Origin of the sequence: Candidatus Clostridium helianthi, from assembly GCF_045310795.1 — a bacterium.
GTDB lineage: Bacteria > Bacillota > Clostridia > Clostridiales > Clostridiaceae > Clostridium > Clostridium helianthi.
In genome coordinates this window covers 187,255-202,334 of record NZ_JBJIAB010000001.1, presented here as the reverse complement: position 1 = coordinate 202,334, position 15,080 = coordinate 187,255, and the positions used below count along the sequence as shown (strand labels likewise).

21 protein-coding genes are annotated in these 15,080 nt (G+C 28.1%); 15 read left to right on the top strand and 6 right to left on the bottom strand.

Annotation, left to right across the window (positions count from 1 at the left end; genetic code table 11):
- The first annotated feature begins 341 nt into the window (after positions 1-341).
- The 8 genes from ACJDTP_RS00935 (at position 342) to ACJDTP_RS00900 (ending at position 5,195) form a co-directional block, all read left to right on the top strand.
- Entirely contained in the window at positions 342-602 is a 261-nt protein-coding gene (locus ACJDTP_RS00935) for a DUF4160 domain-containing protein (protein ID WP_078114792.1), read from the top strand.
- Between the two features lie 12 nt (positions 603-614).
- Positions 615-890 (top strand): DUF2442 domain-containing protein, encoded by a 276-nt coding sequence (locus ACJDTP_RS00930; protein ID WP_406760225.1) that lies wholly within the window; start codon positions 615-617, stop codon positions 888-890.
- A gap of 164 nt (positions 891-1,054) precedes the next feature.
- Positions 1,055-1,885: an Rpn family recombination-promoting nuclease/putative transposase gene (locus ACJDTP_RS00925; protein WP_420492548.1), complete on the top strand. Its 831-nt coding sequence runs from the start codon at positions 1,055-1,057 to the stop codon at positions 1,883-1,885.
- Between the two features lie 163 nt (positions 1,886-2,048).
- Positions 2,049-2,297, top strand: coding sequence for a DUF4160 domain-containing protein (locus ACJDTP_RS00920; RefSeq protein WP_078114784.1), 249 nt, complete (start codon positions 2,049-2,051; stop codon positions 2,295-2,297).
- Between the two features lie 5 nt (positions 2,298-2,302).
- A complete protein-coding gene (locus tag ACJDTP_RS00915; RefSeq protein WP_406760224.1) occupies positions 2,303-2,572 on the top strand; it encodes a DUF2442 domain-containing protein in 270 nt (89 codons plus the stop codon).
- A 184-nt stretch (positions 2,573-2,756) separates the two neighbouring features.
- Entirely contained in the window at positions 2,757-3,452 is a 696-nt protein-coding gene (locus ACJDTP_RS00910; protein WP_103697825.1) for a Fic family protein, read from the top strand.
- Between the two features lie 168 nt (positions 3,453-3,620).
- A complete protein-coding gene (locus tag ACJDTP_RS00905) occupies positions 3,621-4,160 on the top strand; it encodes a Uma2 family endonuclease (protein WP_039771251.1) in 540 nt (179 codons plus the stop codon).
- Positions 4,161-4,340: 180 nt separating this feature from the next.
- Positions 4,341-5,195, top strand: coding sequence for an Rpn family recombination-promoting nuclease/putative transposase (locus ACJDTP_RS00900; RefSeq protein ID WP_078114797.1), 855 nt, complete (start codon positions 4,341-4,343; stop codon positions 5,193-5,195).
- Between the two features lie 286 nt (positions 5,196-5,481).
- On the opposite strand, the gene ACJDTP_RS00895 is transcribed toward ACJDTP_RS00900, so the two are convergent.
- The 6 genes from ACJDTP_RS00895 to ACJDTP_RS00870 all read right to left on the bottom strand — a co-directional run bounded on the left by ACJDTP_RS00895 (position 5,482) and on the right by ACJDTP_RS00870 (position 8,370).
- A complete protein-coding gene (locus ACJDTP_RS00895; protein WP_103697824.1) occupies positions 5,482-5,937 on the bottom strand; it encodes a hypothetical protein in 456 nt (151 codons plus the stop codon).
- Between the two features lie 106 nt (positions 5,938-6,043).
- A complete protein-coding gene (locus tag ACJDTP_RS00890) occupies positions 6,044-6,262 on the bottom strand; it encodes a DUF2922 domain-containing protein (protein ID WP_078114799.1) in 219 nt (72 codons plus the stop codon).
- Positions 6,263-6,420: 158 nt separating this feature from the next.
- On the bottom strand, positions 6,421-6,645 hold the full coding sequence (locus ACJDTP_RS00885) for a DUF1659 domain-containing protein (RefSeq protein WP_039771247.1): 225 nt from the start codon (positions 6,643-6,645) through the stop codon (positions 6,421-6,423).
- A 95-nt stretch (positions 6,646-6,740) separates the two neighbouring features.
- Positions 6,741-6,938 carry a YvrJ family protein gene (locus ACJDTP_RS00880; protein ID WP_103697823.1) on the bottom strand — a complete coding sequence of 66 codons (198 nt, stop codon included), beginning with the start codon at positions 6,936-6,938 and terminating at the stop codon, positions 6,741-6,743.
- Positions 6,920-7,510: a helix-turn-helix domain-containing protein gene (locus ACJDTP_RS00875; protein WP_039771245.1), complete on the bottom strand. Its 591-nt coding sequence runs from the start codon at positions 7,508-7,510 to the stop codon at positions 6,920-6,922. The genes ACJDTP_RS00880 and ACJDTP_RS00875 overlap by 19 nt, the downstream gene beginning before the upstream one ends.
- A gap of 440 nt (positions 7,511-7,950) precedes the next feature.
- The gene (locus ACJDTP_RS00870) at positions 7,951-8,370 is read right to left on the bottom strand and encodes a helix-turn-helix domain-containing protein (RefSeq protein WP_039771244.1); all 420 of its coding nucleotides are present in this window, start codon (positions 8,368-8,370) and stop codon (positions 7,951-7,953) included.
- A gap of 193 nt (positions 8,371-8,563) precedes the next feature.
- Here ACJDTP_RS00870 and ACJDTP_RS00865 point away from each other — a divergent pair, with 193 nt between their 5' ends.
- From ACJDTP_RS00865 to ACJDTP_RS00835, 7 genes are all read left to right on the top strand, one after another.
- Complete coding sequence (locus ACJDTP_RS00865) at positions 8,564-8,767, top strand: helix-turn-helix domain-containing protein (protein ID WP_041894834.1); 204 nt, start codon at positions 8,564-8,566, stop codon at positions 8,765-8,767.
- A gap of 53 nt (positions 8,768-8,820) precedes the next feature.
- The gene (locus tag ACJDTP_RS00860; RefSeq protein ID WP_406760223.1) at positions 8,821-9,369 is read left to right on the top strand and encodes a YqaJ viral recombinase family protein; all 549 of its coding nucleotides are present in this window, start codon (positions 8,821-8,823) and stop codon (positions 9,367-9,369) included.
- A 400-nt stretch (positions 9,370-9,769) separates the two neighbouring features.
- Entirely contained in the window at positions 9,770-10,813 is a 1,044-nt protein-coding gene (locus tag ACJDTP_RS00855) for a phage replisome organizer N-terminal domain-containing protein (RefSeq protein ID WP_406760222.1), read from the top strand.
- 204 nt (positions 10,814-11,017) lie between these two features.
- Entirely contained in the window at positions 11,018-11,881 is an 864-nt protein-coding gene (locus ACJDTP_RS00850) for a GH25 family lysozyme (RefSeq protein WP_406760221.1), read from the top strand.
- Positions 11,882-12,209: 328 nt separating this feature from the next.
- Positions 12,210-13,199, top strand: coding sequence for an Rpn family recombination-promoting nuclease/putative transposase (locus ACJDTP_RS00845; protein WP_406760220.1), 990 nt, complete (start codon positions 12,210-12,212; stop codon positions 13,197-13,199).
- 200 nt (positions 13,200-13,399) lie between these two features.
- Positions 13,400-14,236: an Ig-like domain-containing protein gene (locus tag ACJDTP_RS00840; RefSeq protein WP_103697819.1), complete on the top strand. Its 837-nt coding sequence runs from the start codon at positions 13,400-13,402 to the stop codon at positions 14,234-14,236.
- A 283-nt stretch (positions 14,237-14,519) separates the two neighbouring features.
- Positions 14,520-15,071: a Uma2 family endonuclease gene (locus ACJDTP_RS00835; RefSeq protein ID WP_103697818.1), complete on the top strand. Its 552-nt coding sequence runs from the start codon at positions 14,520-14,522 to the stop codon at positions 15,069-15,071.
- Positions 15,072-15,080: the final 9 nt, after the last annotated feature.

Sequence of the window (15,080 nt, the reverse complement as noted above, 5' to 3'; positions counted from 1 at the left end):
TAAGCTTTTCTTATTTATATTATATCAAATTTTAAATAAAAATAAACATTTATTTTTAAGAAAGTGAGTCACAAGTTCCTCACTAGCACCCCGAGATCCAAAAATTTAGCAAGTCGCTCACAAGTTCCCGACTAGCACCCCTGGGGGAAACAGGATTTTCCAAGTACAAGTATTGCACTAGCAAGTTCAGTCATGCTTCCCTCACAAAGGGGTCAGGCTCTTGTGAAAGATTACCAAATCAAAGAGTTGCACTAAAGGATTATTTAGTGCATTTTTTGTTTTAAGCGAATAGTTTTTAGGATATAATATACCTAATAAATAGAAATAAAGAGGTGAGTGGATTGCCAGAAATAAGCCTATTTTTTGGAATAAGAATTACTATAAATTATAATGATTATGTACCACCACATTTTTATGCTGAATATAATGGTGAAAAGGCATTGGTAGATATTATTAATGGTAGAGTTATGAAAGGATATTTGCCTAAGAGACAATTGAAATTGGTTTTAGCTTGGGCTGAAATTCACAAGGATGAATTGATGCAAAACTGGGAATTGGCTAGAAGTCACCAAGCATTATATAGAATAGCACCATTGAGTTAGGAGGATGTTTAAATGGAATATATGCCAGAAGTTATTCAAGTAAGACCAACAAATGATTTCAAAGTTTATGTTTATTTTGATGATGGTTCAATTAAGCTATATGATGCTAAGGAGTTAATAAATAAAGGTATATTTACTAAAGTTAAGGATATAAATGTTTTTAAGCAAACTTGTACTGTTTTAAATGGAACACTGGCTTGGGATTTGGATGGTAATTATAATGAAAATACATGTTTAGATATTGATCCGTTTGAGATATATGAAAATTCTCCAGATGTAGATGAGTAGCAAGTTTAGTCATTCTGTCCTCACAAAGGGGTCAGACCCTTGTGGAAATTTAACAGGTACAAGCATTGCACTAAGTTAAAGTTTAGTGCAATTTTTTTTGTTTTAAGGTTATTATGTATGGTGTATAATTAAGATAATAGATATTTAGAAGAGGTGGAATAATTATGAGCAAAGGTTTGTTAGATCCTAAAGTAGATTTTGTATTTAAAAATATATTTGGCTCTGAGAAAAATCCTGAAATATTAATATCGTTTCTAAATGCTACTTTAAAGCCTAAGAATATAATAACAAGTGTTAAGATAAAAGGTAATGACATTGCAAAGCAATTTATAGAAGATAAATATTCTAGATTAGATGTAAAAGCAACCACAAGTAATAATGAAATAATTAATATAGAAATACAACTAAAAAATGAACATAGTATGATAAAAAGAAGTATGTATTATTTAAGTAAAATGTATGAAGAGCAGTTAGGAGAAGGTGAAGACTACTCAAAGCTTGGACGAACGGTTTGTATAAACATTTTAAATTTTAAGTATTTAAAAACTGAACGTTTTCATACAGCATATAGACTTAAGGAGATAGAAACTAATGAAGAATTGACAGACATAATAGAAATGCATTTTATTGAAATTCCTAAATTAGAAGAAAATAGTGATGAAAAAGATTTATTAGTTGCATGGACTGAATTTTTAAAAGATCCAGAAAGTGAAAAGGTAAGAAGTCTTGAAATGACAGTAGAAGAAATAAGACGTGCAAAAGATCAACTAGTAAGAATGAGTAATGATGCTGAGCAGAGAGAGATTTACGAGATGAGAGCTAAAATATTAAAGGATAAGGTAAGTGCACTTAATAAGGCAAAAGAAGAAGGTAGGGAAGAAGGAAAAATAGAAATGGCGATAGAGATGCTAAAGGATGGAGAGCCAATAGAAAAAATAATTAAGTACTCAAAGCTTGATGAAAGTGAAATTTTGGAACTTAAAAAGAAGATATAGCAAGTGAGTCACAAGTTCCTCACTAGCACCCCTGAGGTCCAAAATTTTACAAGTACAAGCATTGCACTAAGTGATTATTTAGTGCAATTTTTATTGTTTAAGAAAAATAGTTTATGGGATATAATATAAATAAATGAATGAATGAATGAATGAGGTGAACAACATGCCAGTTATTACAAGATTTTATGGGATAGTAGTAAAGATGTATCCAAATGATCATACACCACCATATTTTCATGCAATATATGGAGAATATGTTGGTGTTATAGATATAAATACATTAGAAATGATAGAAGGTGATTTATCAAATAGAGCTTTAAAATTAGTAAAAGAATGGGCTGAGAAATATCAAAAAGATTTGATAGATATGTGGAATACTAAATTATTTAGGAAGTTAGAGGGCTTAGAATAATAATTATGAATGATCCTAAAATAAAGAAAATAAAGATAGATTCTCAGCAATATATTTTAATAGTTTTATTTGATAATGGAATACTTAAAGAGATTGATTTTAAAGAAAAACTGCAAGATGATTTCTACAGTGATTTAAAAAATAAGATGTTATTTGAACAAGCACAAGTTGATATTGGTGGTTATGGTGTAAGCTGGAATGAGGATATTGATATTAGTGAATATGAACTTTGGAATATTGGGAAAGTTATTAGTAATGAGTCCATTTTATTCTAGTTAGCAACCTCAGCCCTTCGGACAAGTCGCTCTTAAACTTCCTACTAGCAACCCTGGGGGAAACAGGATTTTCCAGGTACAAGTAGTTGCACTAAATGAATTATTTGGTGCAATTTTTTGTTTTAAGGAAATTGGTTATAGGGTATAATTACACTATAGACAAATTGAAAGGATGTTAAAGATAATGTTATTTGAGCGAAATATTACATTTTCCGATGTTGTACCTCAATTAGAAATAAATAAATTAATTATATTGATAAAAAGATTATTGCCAGATGTTGTATTTAATATGGCGAGCTTAGAAGGAAATCCATTTACATATCCAGAAGTACAAACACTTTTAGATGGAATAACAATTGGCGGTCATAGATTAAGTGATGAGCAACAAGTTCATCGTATAAAAGAAGGTTGGAATTTATTATTTGAAATGGTGAGGAAAGATAATATAACAATAGGGAAAGAACTTTTTAATGATTTCAATAAAATAATCGCAAAAGATGAAGCATTAATATGTGGGCAATTTAGAACAGGACAGGTTAGGATTGGTGGAACAGATTTTATGCCACCCAAATATGATGAATTAGAAGTTATATTTGCTACTGAATTGCCACAAATTATAGATAGATGTAAGACAAAGACGGATTTAGCATTTGAAATGTTCCTATGGGGGGCTTTAAATAAATTTTATTATGATGGAAATAAGAGAACATCAAGATTAGTATGTAACTATATATTGATTTCTAATGGCCAAGGAGTATTAAATGTTAAAGCTAAAGATAGATTAGAATTTAATACTTTGATGTTAGAATTTTATAATACTAGAAAAGCAGATAATATTGTGGAGTTTTTCTATAAAAAATGTTTGGAAAGATATATATAGCAACTTCACTCTCAAGCTACCTATTAGTACTTTTAAATCACATGTATTTAATGTATATCATGTATGGTTAATAAAAAATCATGTCTGCTTTTTGTTTCATTACAATGTGATTTAGGCTATAATAAAAATATATTAGTATATAATTTATTAAATAAGGGGCTGATATAAATGCATATAGAAGAAAATAGAATGTTTACTTTAGAAGAATATGAGAAGTTACAACATAAATATAAATATAATATAGAGTTCATAAATGGAGATGTTGTTCTTCATTCTAAAACCTCTGTTAAACATAATGAGATAGTAAATAATATTCAATTTAAGCTTATGAGCTACTTAACTAATAGTAAATGTAAAGTATATACTGAGCAAATAGAATTAAAATTTCATAATGATAAGGATATAATAAATATATTTCCAGATGTATTTGTAATGTGTGAAGATGGAAAAAAAGTTGGAGAAAGCTTCGTATCTCCACCAAAGATAATATTCGAAGTGGTTTCTCCTAATTATTCAGGACATGATTATATAACCAAACTTCAAATATATCAAAGGTATGGAGTTTTAGAATATGTAATAGTTGAGCAGACAGGTGAGATGATTCAGTATAATCTGGTAGATGGGGTATTTAAGCCTTCTATAAATGAGTATTACTCCAGTAATATTTTTGAAGGATTATTTATTAAAGCAGAAGAAATATTAAAATAGTTAGTTGAGTCATGTTTCACTCAAAAAAGAGTCAGAACCTTATGAAAAATTATCAATTACAAGTATTGCACTAAATGAAAGTTTAGTGCAATTTTTTATTTTAAGGAAATTGGTTATAGGGTATAATAGGAATAAAGTTAATGTTAGATGTGAATATGTATTAGATAGGAAGTGAAGCTCATGTGTAAATTAAATCCAAAAGTAGATTTTGCATTTAAAAAGCTCTTTGGAAGTGAGGAAAATAAATGCATATTAATTTCATTTATAAATTCCATAATATCAGAAGAAAATCAAATAAAAAATATAGAGCTAAAAAACCCATATAATATTTCAAATTATAGAAAAGGTAAAATGACAATCCTTGATATAAAAGCAGTAGATGAAAAAGGCATATGGTATGATATAGAAATGCAAATAGCAGAACAAGGATATTATGATAAAAGAGCACTTTATTATTGGTCAAAGGTGTATTCTGATCAAATTGAAAGTGGAGATGATTTTGAACTTTTAAGAAAGACAATAGGAATAAATATATTAGATTTTAATTATCTAAAAGAAGAAGATTTTCATAATATTTATAGAATGTATAATGAAAAAACAAAAGAAGAATTTTCAGATTTATTTGAGATGCACTTTATAGAATTAAATAAATTTAAGAAGGATTATAAAGATATAAAAACAGCATTAGATAGATGGGTTAGCTTTTTAAATAGAGCTTATGAAATAGATAAAGATGAAATACCCAAAGAATTAGGAGAAGATGAGAATATAAAAATAGCTATAGAAAAATTAGACATAATGTATTTAGATAAAGAAGAAAGAGAAATATATGAAAATGATTTAAAGGCTTTACGTATACATAAGGCAGAAATTAAGACAGCGGAAGAAAATGGTATTAAAAAAGGAAGAGAAGAAGGAGAAAAGAAAAAAGCTTTTGAGATAGCTAAAAATTTATTAGATGTTTTGGATAATGAAACTATAGCAATTAAAACCGGATTGACTATAGATGAAATAGAAAAGTTAAGATACAACTAGTAGCAAGTGAGTAACAAGTTCCTCACTAGCACCCCAGAGATCCAAAATTTTAATTGATGGTACGCCAAGCAAGGGGGGAATAGCCGAAGCAAGTCGCTCGCAAACTCTCGACTAGCAACCCTGGCGGAAACAGGATTTTCCAGGTACAAGTAGTTGCACTAAATGAATTATTTGGTGCAATTTTTTGTTTTAAGGAAATTGGTTATAGGGTATAATTACACTATAGACAGATTGAAAGGATGTTAAAGATAATGTTATTCTCAAGCTACCTATTAGTACTTTTAAATCACATGTATTTTAAGTGAATAACTTTTTCGAATCCCTTTCCATATAAATAAACAAAAGTTTTAGGAACAAAAATAAAGACCAGCTTTTCATTTGAATTAGTTATGTTAGTTTCTTCTACTGACCACTTTTCTATAGGTCCATGAAAAGAAACATCTGTTATCACTCCAGTATCAGCATAAGGAATAAATTTTGTAACCTCTTTTGGAACCCAAAAAAGTACTCTGTAATGATACAATCCATCTCTTCCTATTATTTTATCATATGATAGAGTTGCTCTTTTTTCAGTATAATTACTTTTACTTGAGTTATTATTATTTAAACTTGAGTCTGAAATTGAGAAAATACTAGCATATCTTAGCAATGGAGGGCAGAGATTTATAGGGAGGAAGATGAATACTAGTATACATAAGAATAGTGATATTAGTATAAAGTTATTTTTATGTTTTTTAATCATTCAAAAAACCCCTTATTATTCCTTAATATCTAGTATTTTAAACCAATTTATATTTTTTATACTATTGAAAAAGACCCGTTACAACAAAGTAACGAGCCTTTTAATTTTATGCTACATCAATTTTAGTAACAGTTTTCTCTGTCAATTTAGCTTCTGATTTTTTTACTAAAGCTCCAGAAGAACTGAAGAAGACGTTCTTTTGAATAATTATGTCCATTAGAGAATTTACCTCAGCAGGAGTAACATCAGGTTTAACTCCGCTGATGCTGAAGTTGCTTTTTAATCCATTTTCAGTTATAAAAGTCATTGCTAAAACATATTCCATAATTTAAATCCCCCTAAAATTTTATTTATAGTAGTTAAAGATTGATTATAAGATGAAGGATAAGAGAAAGTACCTTTTTAAATATTAAGTAAACTAAGAATTACTTAAAGTTTAATATATATTTTGAAAGGAAAGCTTAATGTTTAAATGTGCTGTTTTTATTCTTGAGTAAGACTTGAAGATTCATTTAATAAAGTAGATCTTGTACCAGTGGACATGACACTCTTAATTGCTTCTCCTACTGCATATGCATTTTCTGGAGCTACGTCAGTCCTCACATTTGCGAAACTTTTCTTGCTATAGATTGGGTCGCCGGCTTTATCCAATCCACTTTGAACCTCGATACTTAAAGATGTAGTTTTAATTTGTTTTGCTACTGCCATATTTTCTTACCTCCTAAATTTTGTTCTCATATTGTATATACACAAAAATTGATTTTTATAAAGGGTAATTTGAAAATTTTTTTAAAATTTATTTTTTATTTCAGATTTTGAACTTCGTTATCACATGAAGTATCAATGACAACACCTAGTTTAGTAGAAATTATAGTATTTAATTTGTTTATTGAAGATGAAAGAGTGGAGAGTTGTTTTTCAAGGCGAAATAGTAAATAAGCGCACACTGCTATAGGAAATCCAGCATTAGTAATAAGGCTCATCATATCGTTAATTCCCATAATTCATTACCTCCAACAATACAACTTTTTAATTTTTTTAAAGCTTTTTTCTTTCTTTTTAAAGCTGTCATATATGATACATTCTCATGATAAGCATAATTTGTAAGGGTATTTTTCATAAAAAAGACAAAGTTTATTAAATACCTCTCTGAATCGCTTAAATTATTTTTTATTGCAGATAATAGTTTAATGTTCTCATATTCAAGATTCATACTTTCATCTTCCATATCATTACTTAGAGAAGTATTACACTCAATATCATCACTTAAAGAGAAATATCCATCAATATCTTTTCGATTATCGTATCTTTTTAGTAGAACAAGTAGATTATTTTTTATGGAATTTGTGGCATAGGCAACAAAACGATGAGTATTTAAATCGTACTTAGCTATGCAGTAAAAAAGCATTAAGAAGCACTCATTTTTGATATCGCATTTTTCATAACCATGGATAAATGTTCTCATAGATAAGGAATTTATAAGTGGAGTAAATTCCTTAATTAAATTTTCTTTAGCTTTAAGGTCACCACCCTTAGCCTTTGAGGCTAAGTGTTCAATATAATCATAATTCACATATAATCCCTCCTAAAAATTACTTTTCATAAGAGATATACAGAAAAAAAGATTTTTATAAACACTTTGGGAACAAATTTTAAGAAAAAATTTAAAAAAATATATATTGCAAAAATAATTCTTCATGATAATTCTAAAAATATTACAAGAATTTTAACCGTAATTGTGAATTGCAACATATATAGGATATTAGGTATGTACAATATGGATATCAAATTTGAAAATTGGATATTCATATTTATAATTTCGATAAGTTATAACATAAATCTAGGTTATATTCTGTTTATCTATAATGTATGTTAAGTTGTGTATTTAAAATATATATTGCAAAAATAATTCTAATTATAAAAATATTTAAAGAATTTTAACTGCAATTGTGAATTGTGAATTGAGTAAAGAAGAAAGATGAGAAAATAGAAGCTAGAAATTTATCTAGTCTTCTACCTATATAAATTTTTTGATTTTTTTGATATATAAATACGAATAAAATCCTCAAAGATTAAAAGATCTTTAAGAGTAATCTTATCGTTTTCCAATAATTTTGCTAGTGTTTTTACTTTATTGGCCTTTTTAGAATAACGTATTTTAGGTTTTGTCTTATTTAAATTAGCAGAAGAATCAACGCTAATTAAGTTTTCATATTGATCAAAACCAAGAAGAAAGTCTGTAGTGACATTATAGTATGAGGCTAAGCGTTTCAAGTGATCATATATTGGTGCTGCTTTACCAGTTTCCCATTTAGAAAGCATGCTTCCAGTAATATTAATATCAAATGTTTTATTTATCTCAGAAGCTAGCTGATCTAGAGTAATATTCTTTTTTAATCGCAAGTTCTTAAGGATTATACCTGTTATATTCATATTTCTCCTCCATAATGTAAAAGATTACTTTGGAGATAAGTATACAACTATAAGTGACAAAAAGCAAGAAAATAATTTGAAAAAAATTCCAAAATAATCATTGACACGTATAGCTGCAGGCGTATAATTAAATTAACGGTGGCAACTTAAACAAAATGTTGTTACGACAAAATTATATAAGGGGGAATATAGTATGTCAAAGTCACAAGCTCAATATAATAAATTTAAGGAATTCTTATTGGTGAATAACATCAAACAAAGTGAGTTAGCAGAACACATTGGCAGATCAAGTTCTTTTGTTAACAATGCGTTAAATGGAAGAGGCGCAAGATTTACTTCAGAAGATTTAAACGCAATAAGATGCTTATTTAATATTAAAATAGGTGAATATTTTTAATATACGCGTTTTGTAAACGATGACATAAAGGTATTTACGTTTAGGGGGGAAGTATGGAAGAAAGAGATTTAAAATTCATTTATGGGAATGAGATAGGGATAATATTAGGTATAAATGCAAAGAAAACAATAAAAGAATTATATGAAGAGAAGTTAAAAAAAGGTCAGAGTAGACATATAAATCTTAAGGAAGAATATGAAGAAATTTATTGGTTTAATACTTTAAAGGAGATTTTATGTAAAGAATTCACCATAAGAAGTGGTAAGAAGGTAAGAAAAGAATTAAAAACAATTATTGATGAAGAATATGAATTTATGTGTTGTAAAGTAGATAGAAGAATAGTTGGTGAAAACTCTATTTTACTTTGTAGCATATATAATGGAATTAACTTTGATGAAGAAATAAATAAAAATGTTTTTCTTGAATGTCAACATAATATGAGAGTTACAAAAGCTGATAAATGCTATTTTGCATGTTTAATAAACAGCAGAAAATTTGTATTTAAAGAGATACATAGAGATGAAAAGGTGATTTCAAAAATAGTTAATGAAGAAAAAGCATTTTTTTATGATCATATCTTAAAGGAAATTTCACCTAGGTAACTAAAAATATAGATAAATAGCCCATATACCGGAGTTAAGTTATGGCTGTTTATCTATATTTATATAGTTTCAGGGATTACTTTATTTTTTTGAGAATTATAGAACTATTAAATCTGCGTATATTTACCAATTATGAGTACTGCTTATAATATATATTGCAAAAATAATTCTTCATGATAATTATAAAAACTGGAAGAATTTTGGCTGAAATTGTGAATTGTGAAATGTGCATTGTAAATTGTGAATTGCAAAATGTGAATTGTGCATCGTGAATTACAGAAATGTATATTGCAGCATATGTATTATTTAAGTTAGGTTGAAGAGGATAAAATGAGCGAAAAATAAATCTAAAAGGGAGTACTGAATACTTTAAGTAAAAATTAGGTAGGGGACGATATTTATGAAGGGGATAGAGTGGATTAAGCTAAATACAAATATGTGTGAAGATGAAACAATGAGATTAATTGACTCACTGCCATTAAGAGATTCTGCAAATTATGTATGGATAAGACTGCTTTTACAGGCGGGAAAGGTTAATGATGGTGGACTAATATATTTAAAAAAAGACGTGCCTTATACCAAAGAAATGCTGGCTATATTATTTAACAGGCCACTAGATATCATAGAAAAGGTTCTAGAGATATTAGAATCTTTTAAGCTTATTAAAATATATGAAAATAACATAATAAAAATATGTAACTGGGAAAAACATCAAAATATTGAAGGAATGAAAAGAGTAAAAGAGGGTACTCGTGAAAGAGTTAAAAACTTTAGAGAAAGAAAGAAAAAAGAAAAGGAACTTGTAGAGAAGAAATTAAATACTGATGAAGCTTGTAATAGTGCCATAGATGAAGGAAGTGACACTAATAAAATTGGCAAAAATAAAAACTGTAACGCAAATGTAACGCTACAGAAAGGGAAGAGAGAAGAAGATAAAGAACACAAGAAAAAGAATATAGATAAAAAAGAGAATAAAGAAAAAGATAAGGTAAATAATGTTGCTTTAACAAAGGAAGATGATGAAACTTGTGATAAAGCTCATAAACAGACTAAAATTGTCTCTTCGTCTCATGATGAAATAAAATCACAGGCTCTTAGAATTATAAAAACTTTAGAAGAAGATAATAAAATCATAAGAGGGATTACTTTAAGCTGGGTAATAAAAGCGTTAACGATTCATAAAGAAAAGTATATAGAAATGGCTGTTAGAGAGGCTATAGAAAGGAATAAGCTTGATATAAATTATATTAATGGTATCCTTAAGAACTGGCTTAAGGAAGGATATCCCAAAGACTATGAAGATATGGAGTTTAATAATTGTAATGCAGGCAATTCATCAGCTGTTAAAGAAAAACCAAAACTTAGATTTATCAACTTTGAGCCTAGGCAGTATGATTATGATGACTTAGAGAAGAAACTTCTAGGGTGGAATGAAGATAGTTAATCATATGAATTAGTTATTTTATGGGGCATGTCTTAATATAAATTGCAAAAATAATTCCTCATGATAATTATAAAAACTGGAAGAATTTTAACCCTAATTGCGAATTGAACATTGTTCATTGTAAATTGAGCATTGTAAATTGCAAAATGTGCATTGTGAATTGTGCATTGTGAATTAGAAAATGTATATAAGGGGGAATGGGTAATGAGGTATATTAAAGGAATTGATATATCAAATAATAATTCAAGTATTGATTTTGATAAAGTTGCAGAAGATAACATAGAATACGTCTATATGAAAGCTACTGAGGGGAAGACTTTTAAAGACAGCAGACTAGAGGAATTTTATAATTCATGTAAAAGAAGTGGACTAAAGGTTGGAGCTTATCATTTTCTAGTTAGTACAAGCTCTCCAGAGGCTCAAGCAGAAAACTTTTATAGAAAGGTTAAAGGCTATGAATGGGACATGATTCCTATGCTTGATATTGAATCTGAATTTGATGAATTGTGTGATTATATAATAAGATTTATAAATGCATTTAAGGAATTAAGTCCTCTTCAATTAGGAATCTACTCTTATACAGGATTTTTATCAAATATAGAGGAGATAAAAAGTACAATAAAAGATTATCCTTTCTGGGAAGCAAATTATAATAATGATCCCTGGAACCTTCCTTCAAATTTCTTTACAAATAGAATAGGGCATCAATATACTGAAAATGGAGATATATCAGGGGTAAGCGGCAAATGTGATGTGAATTTATTTACAGAAGGTGTTTTACTTAAAAATAACATGTATTCAGGAACTTGGATAAATGAAAATGATAAATGGTGGTATAAACATAAGGATGGAACCTTCACTAAAGATGATTGGGAATTTATAAATGGAAAGTGGTATTTTTTTGATACACAAGGCTGGATGATTCATGATTGGAAAAAGTATGGAGATAGTTGGTACTACTTTGGAGATTACAATGATGGAGCTATGAAAATAGGCTGGTATTATGATGAAAAATCCTCTAAATGGTACTACTTTAATGAGGAAGGTATAATGCAGACAGACGTATAAAGAAGAACATTAAGACATAATTCAAAAGATTGTGAATTTAATCTTGAAATTAATATAGGATTAGCCTAGTGTTACCAGCACTAAGCTTTTCTTATTTGTATTGTATAAAATTTTTTATAAAAATAAACATTTAGTTTAAATTATTTAAATGAGGTTATGAAATAATAAGTATCACAAAGGAGGCAGGCCTTGTGAGAAATTTCCTATTAAAAGGAGCTGCACTAAAAGATTACTTAGTGCAATTTTTTGTTTGAGAAAAGTAGTTTATTGGATATAATATAAGTAAACAAGAGAAAGAAATTAAATTTAATGAGACGATAGGTGAAAAATGAAAATAAAAAAGGAAATGCATCATATACACGATAAAAGCTATAAAGATTTGTTTTCTAATAAGAAACTGCTAGTTACTATGATTCAAAGTTTTGTTGAAAGTCCATGGGGAAAAGACATTACAGAGGATAATATGGAATTAGTAAATAAGTCATATATTCTTTCAGATTATGAGGAATTAGAATCAGATATAGTATATAAAGCAAATATAGAAGATAAAGAAGTAATATTTTATATATTACTAGAATTTCAGTCATATGTCGATTATAGTATGCCTATAAGACTATTTATGTATATGTCAGAAATATGGAGAGAAGTATTAAAGAATGCTAAAAAGATTGATGTTAAGAGTAAAGAATTTAAGCTTCCAGCAATAGTACCAATTGTATTATATAATGGAGAGTATAAATGGACTGTAGAGAGAAAATTTAAAAATGTTATAAATAAAAACGAATTATTTGGAAATAACATAATTGATTTTGAATATATACTTATAGACATAAATAAGTATGAAAAAGATGAATTGATGAAATTAAAAAATATAGCATCAGCAGTATTTTTGTTAGATCAAAAAGTAGATGTTGAAGAATTTATAAGCAGGATAAAAGAGATTGCAATAAATTTTAATAACTTGACAGAAGAACAAAAAATGATGATAAGGCATTGGTTAAGAACGACTTTGAATGACGATATAAAGAATAAATTAGGAGAAAGAATAGAGGATATTTTAATAGCAAAAAAAGAGGAGGTTGAAATAATGACTTCTAATATTTCAAGAACAATAAAGGAAACTTTTGAACAAACTAGAGAAGAAGCGAGATTAGAAGGAAGAGAAGAAGGAAGAGAAGAAGGAAGAGAAGAAGGAAGAGAGGAAGGAAAAATAGAAGTGGCAATAGAGATGTTAAAGGATGGAGAGCCAATAGAAAAAATAATTAAGTATTCAAAGCTTAGTGAAAATGAGGTATTAGAGCTAAAGAAAAGTTTATAGAAATCTCACTTCTTCGGTATTTCATAAAGGGGTGAGACCTTTGTGAAAAAATAGAAAAAGGCTCGTTACCATGGTAACGAGCCTTTTAGTTTTTATGCTATATCAATTTTAGTAACAGTTTTCTCTGTTAATTTAGCTTCGGATTTTTTAAAAAAGAAAAATATGGTATAATTAAATAAAAATGGGCAGGGGGATTAGGCATGGAAAAGCTTAAATTAATAAAAGTAATATCTGGTTTACTGGTATTAGCATCAGTATCAGTATTAAATCCTATAGAAATATATGCTGCAGAAACAGAAGGAAACTCAGTTCAATCAACGGACACCATAGTAAACAATGTTGGATCAGAGTTAAAGGTTAACTCCGAAAAAGAATCAGAGGCAAGTCTTAATAATAAAAACACAGTAAGCGTAACAGGAATAATGTTGAATGAATCAAGCGCAATTATTAATCAAGGAGATACTTTAAAATTAAAGGAAACAGTATTGCCAAGCAATGCGGACAATAAAAAAGTAACATGGAAATCTAGTAATACAGATGTAGCAAGGGTAAGTTCAAGTGGAGAGGTAAAAGGAATATCACAAGGAACTACAACAATCACATGTACAACAAATGATGGAAGTGGAAGATCAGATACATGTAAAGTAACAGTCTATTATTCTTATTACAACAAAATAGGATTGTTAAATAAAGATGGCAGTGCAATAGAACTTTATAGTGATGAAAATTATAACAATAATAGTATAGTTAGTGAAGCAAAAAATAAGAGAACTTATTATGCAAAAGCGTCATCAGATAATATAAGTGTTAATATAAAAAGATTAGATGAAAAGTATATTAAAGTATTTAGAGTGACTTCATATTCAGATATTGGTGAAGTGAGAAAAGCAAAGCTTGTTGATAATGATAATATTGTTTTAGATCCAGGAACAACAACTCTTATTATAAGAGTATATAATAACAAACCAGATTCAAGCATAAAATATGAAGATGACAGCAATATTTTAAATGAATATGAAGTGAAATTAAATAAGTGAATTTAATCTTGAAATTAATATAGGATTAGCTTAGTGTTACCAGCACTAAGCTTTTCTTATTTGTATTGTATAAAATGCTTCCTAAAAATAAATATTTATTTTTAGGAAGCAGGTTAGTTGAAAGTTTGAAATTAGAATATCTGAGGTTTATAAATTTACAAGTACAAGTATTATACTAAATGAAAGTTTAGTTCAATTTTTATTTTAAGTGAGTAGTTTTTAGGATATAATAATATTTATAAGAGGATAATTTGGAAATTTTTTTGAGCAGGAGGTGATTTCGATGCAAGTGCAAAATAATATATTTATATCTTTAGATGAATTTGATAAAATACAAGCTAATTATGATGGTAAAGCTGAATACTATAACGGTCAAATATTATTTAGCTCAAGAACATCAATGGCTCATAATAGAATTGTTATGGGAATATCATCAGCACTATATAACTTTTTTAAAGGAAGTAAATGTACACCATATTCTGAGCAAATAGAAGTTATATTTAAAAATGAAAGTGAAGTATATAAATTTTTACCAGACATATTTGTAATGTGTGAGGATGCTGATAAAAAAGGCGAGAGTTTTATATCATCACCCCAAATAATATTTGAAGTTGTATCACCAGAATACTCAGAACATGATTACTTTATAAAAGCCAATATATATCAAAGGTTTGGAGTGCTTGAATATAATATAGTTGAACAAAACGGAATGATTACACAATATTCATTAGTAGATAGAGCATACAGGACACCTAAAGTTTTAAACCATAAAGATCTTTATGTCAGCTCAGTATTTCCAGAATTAAAATTTGAATTAAAGGATATATTTGAATAGGAGGGATTA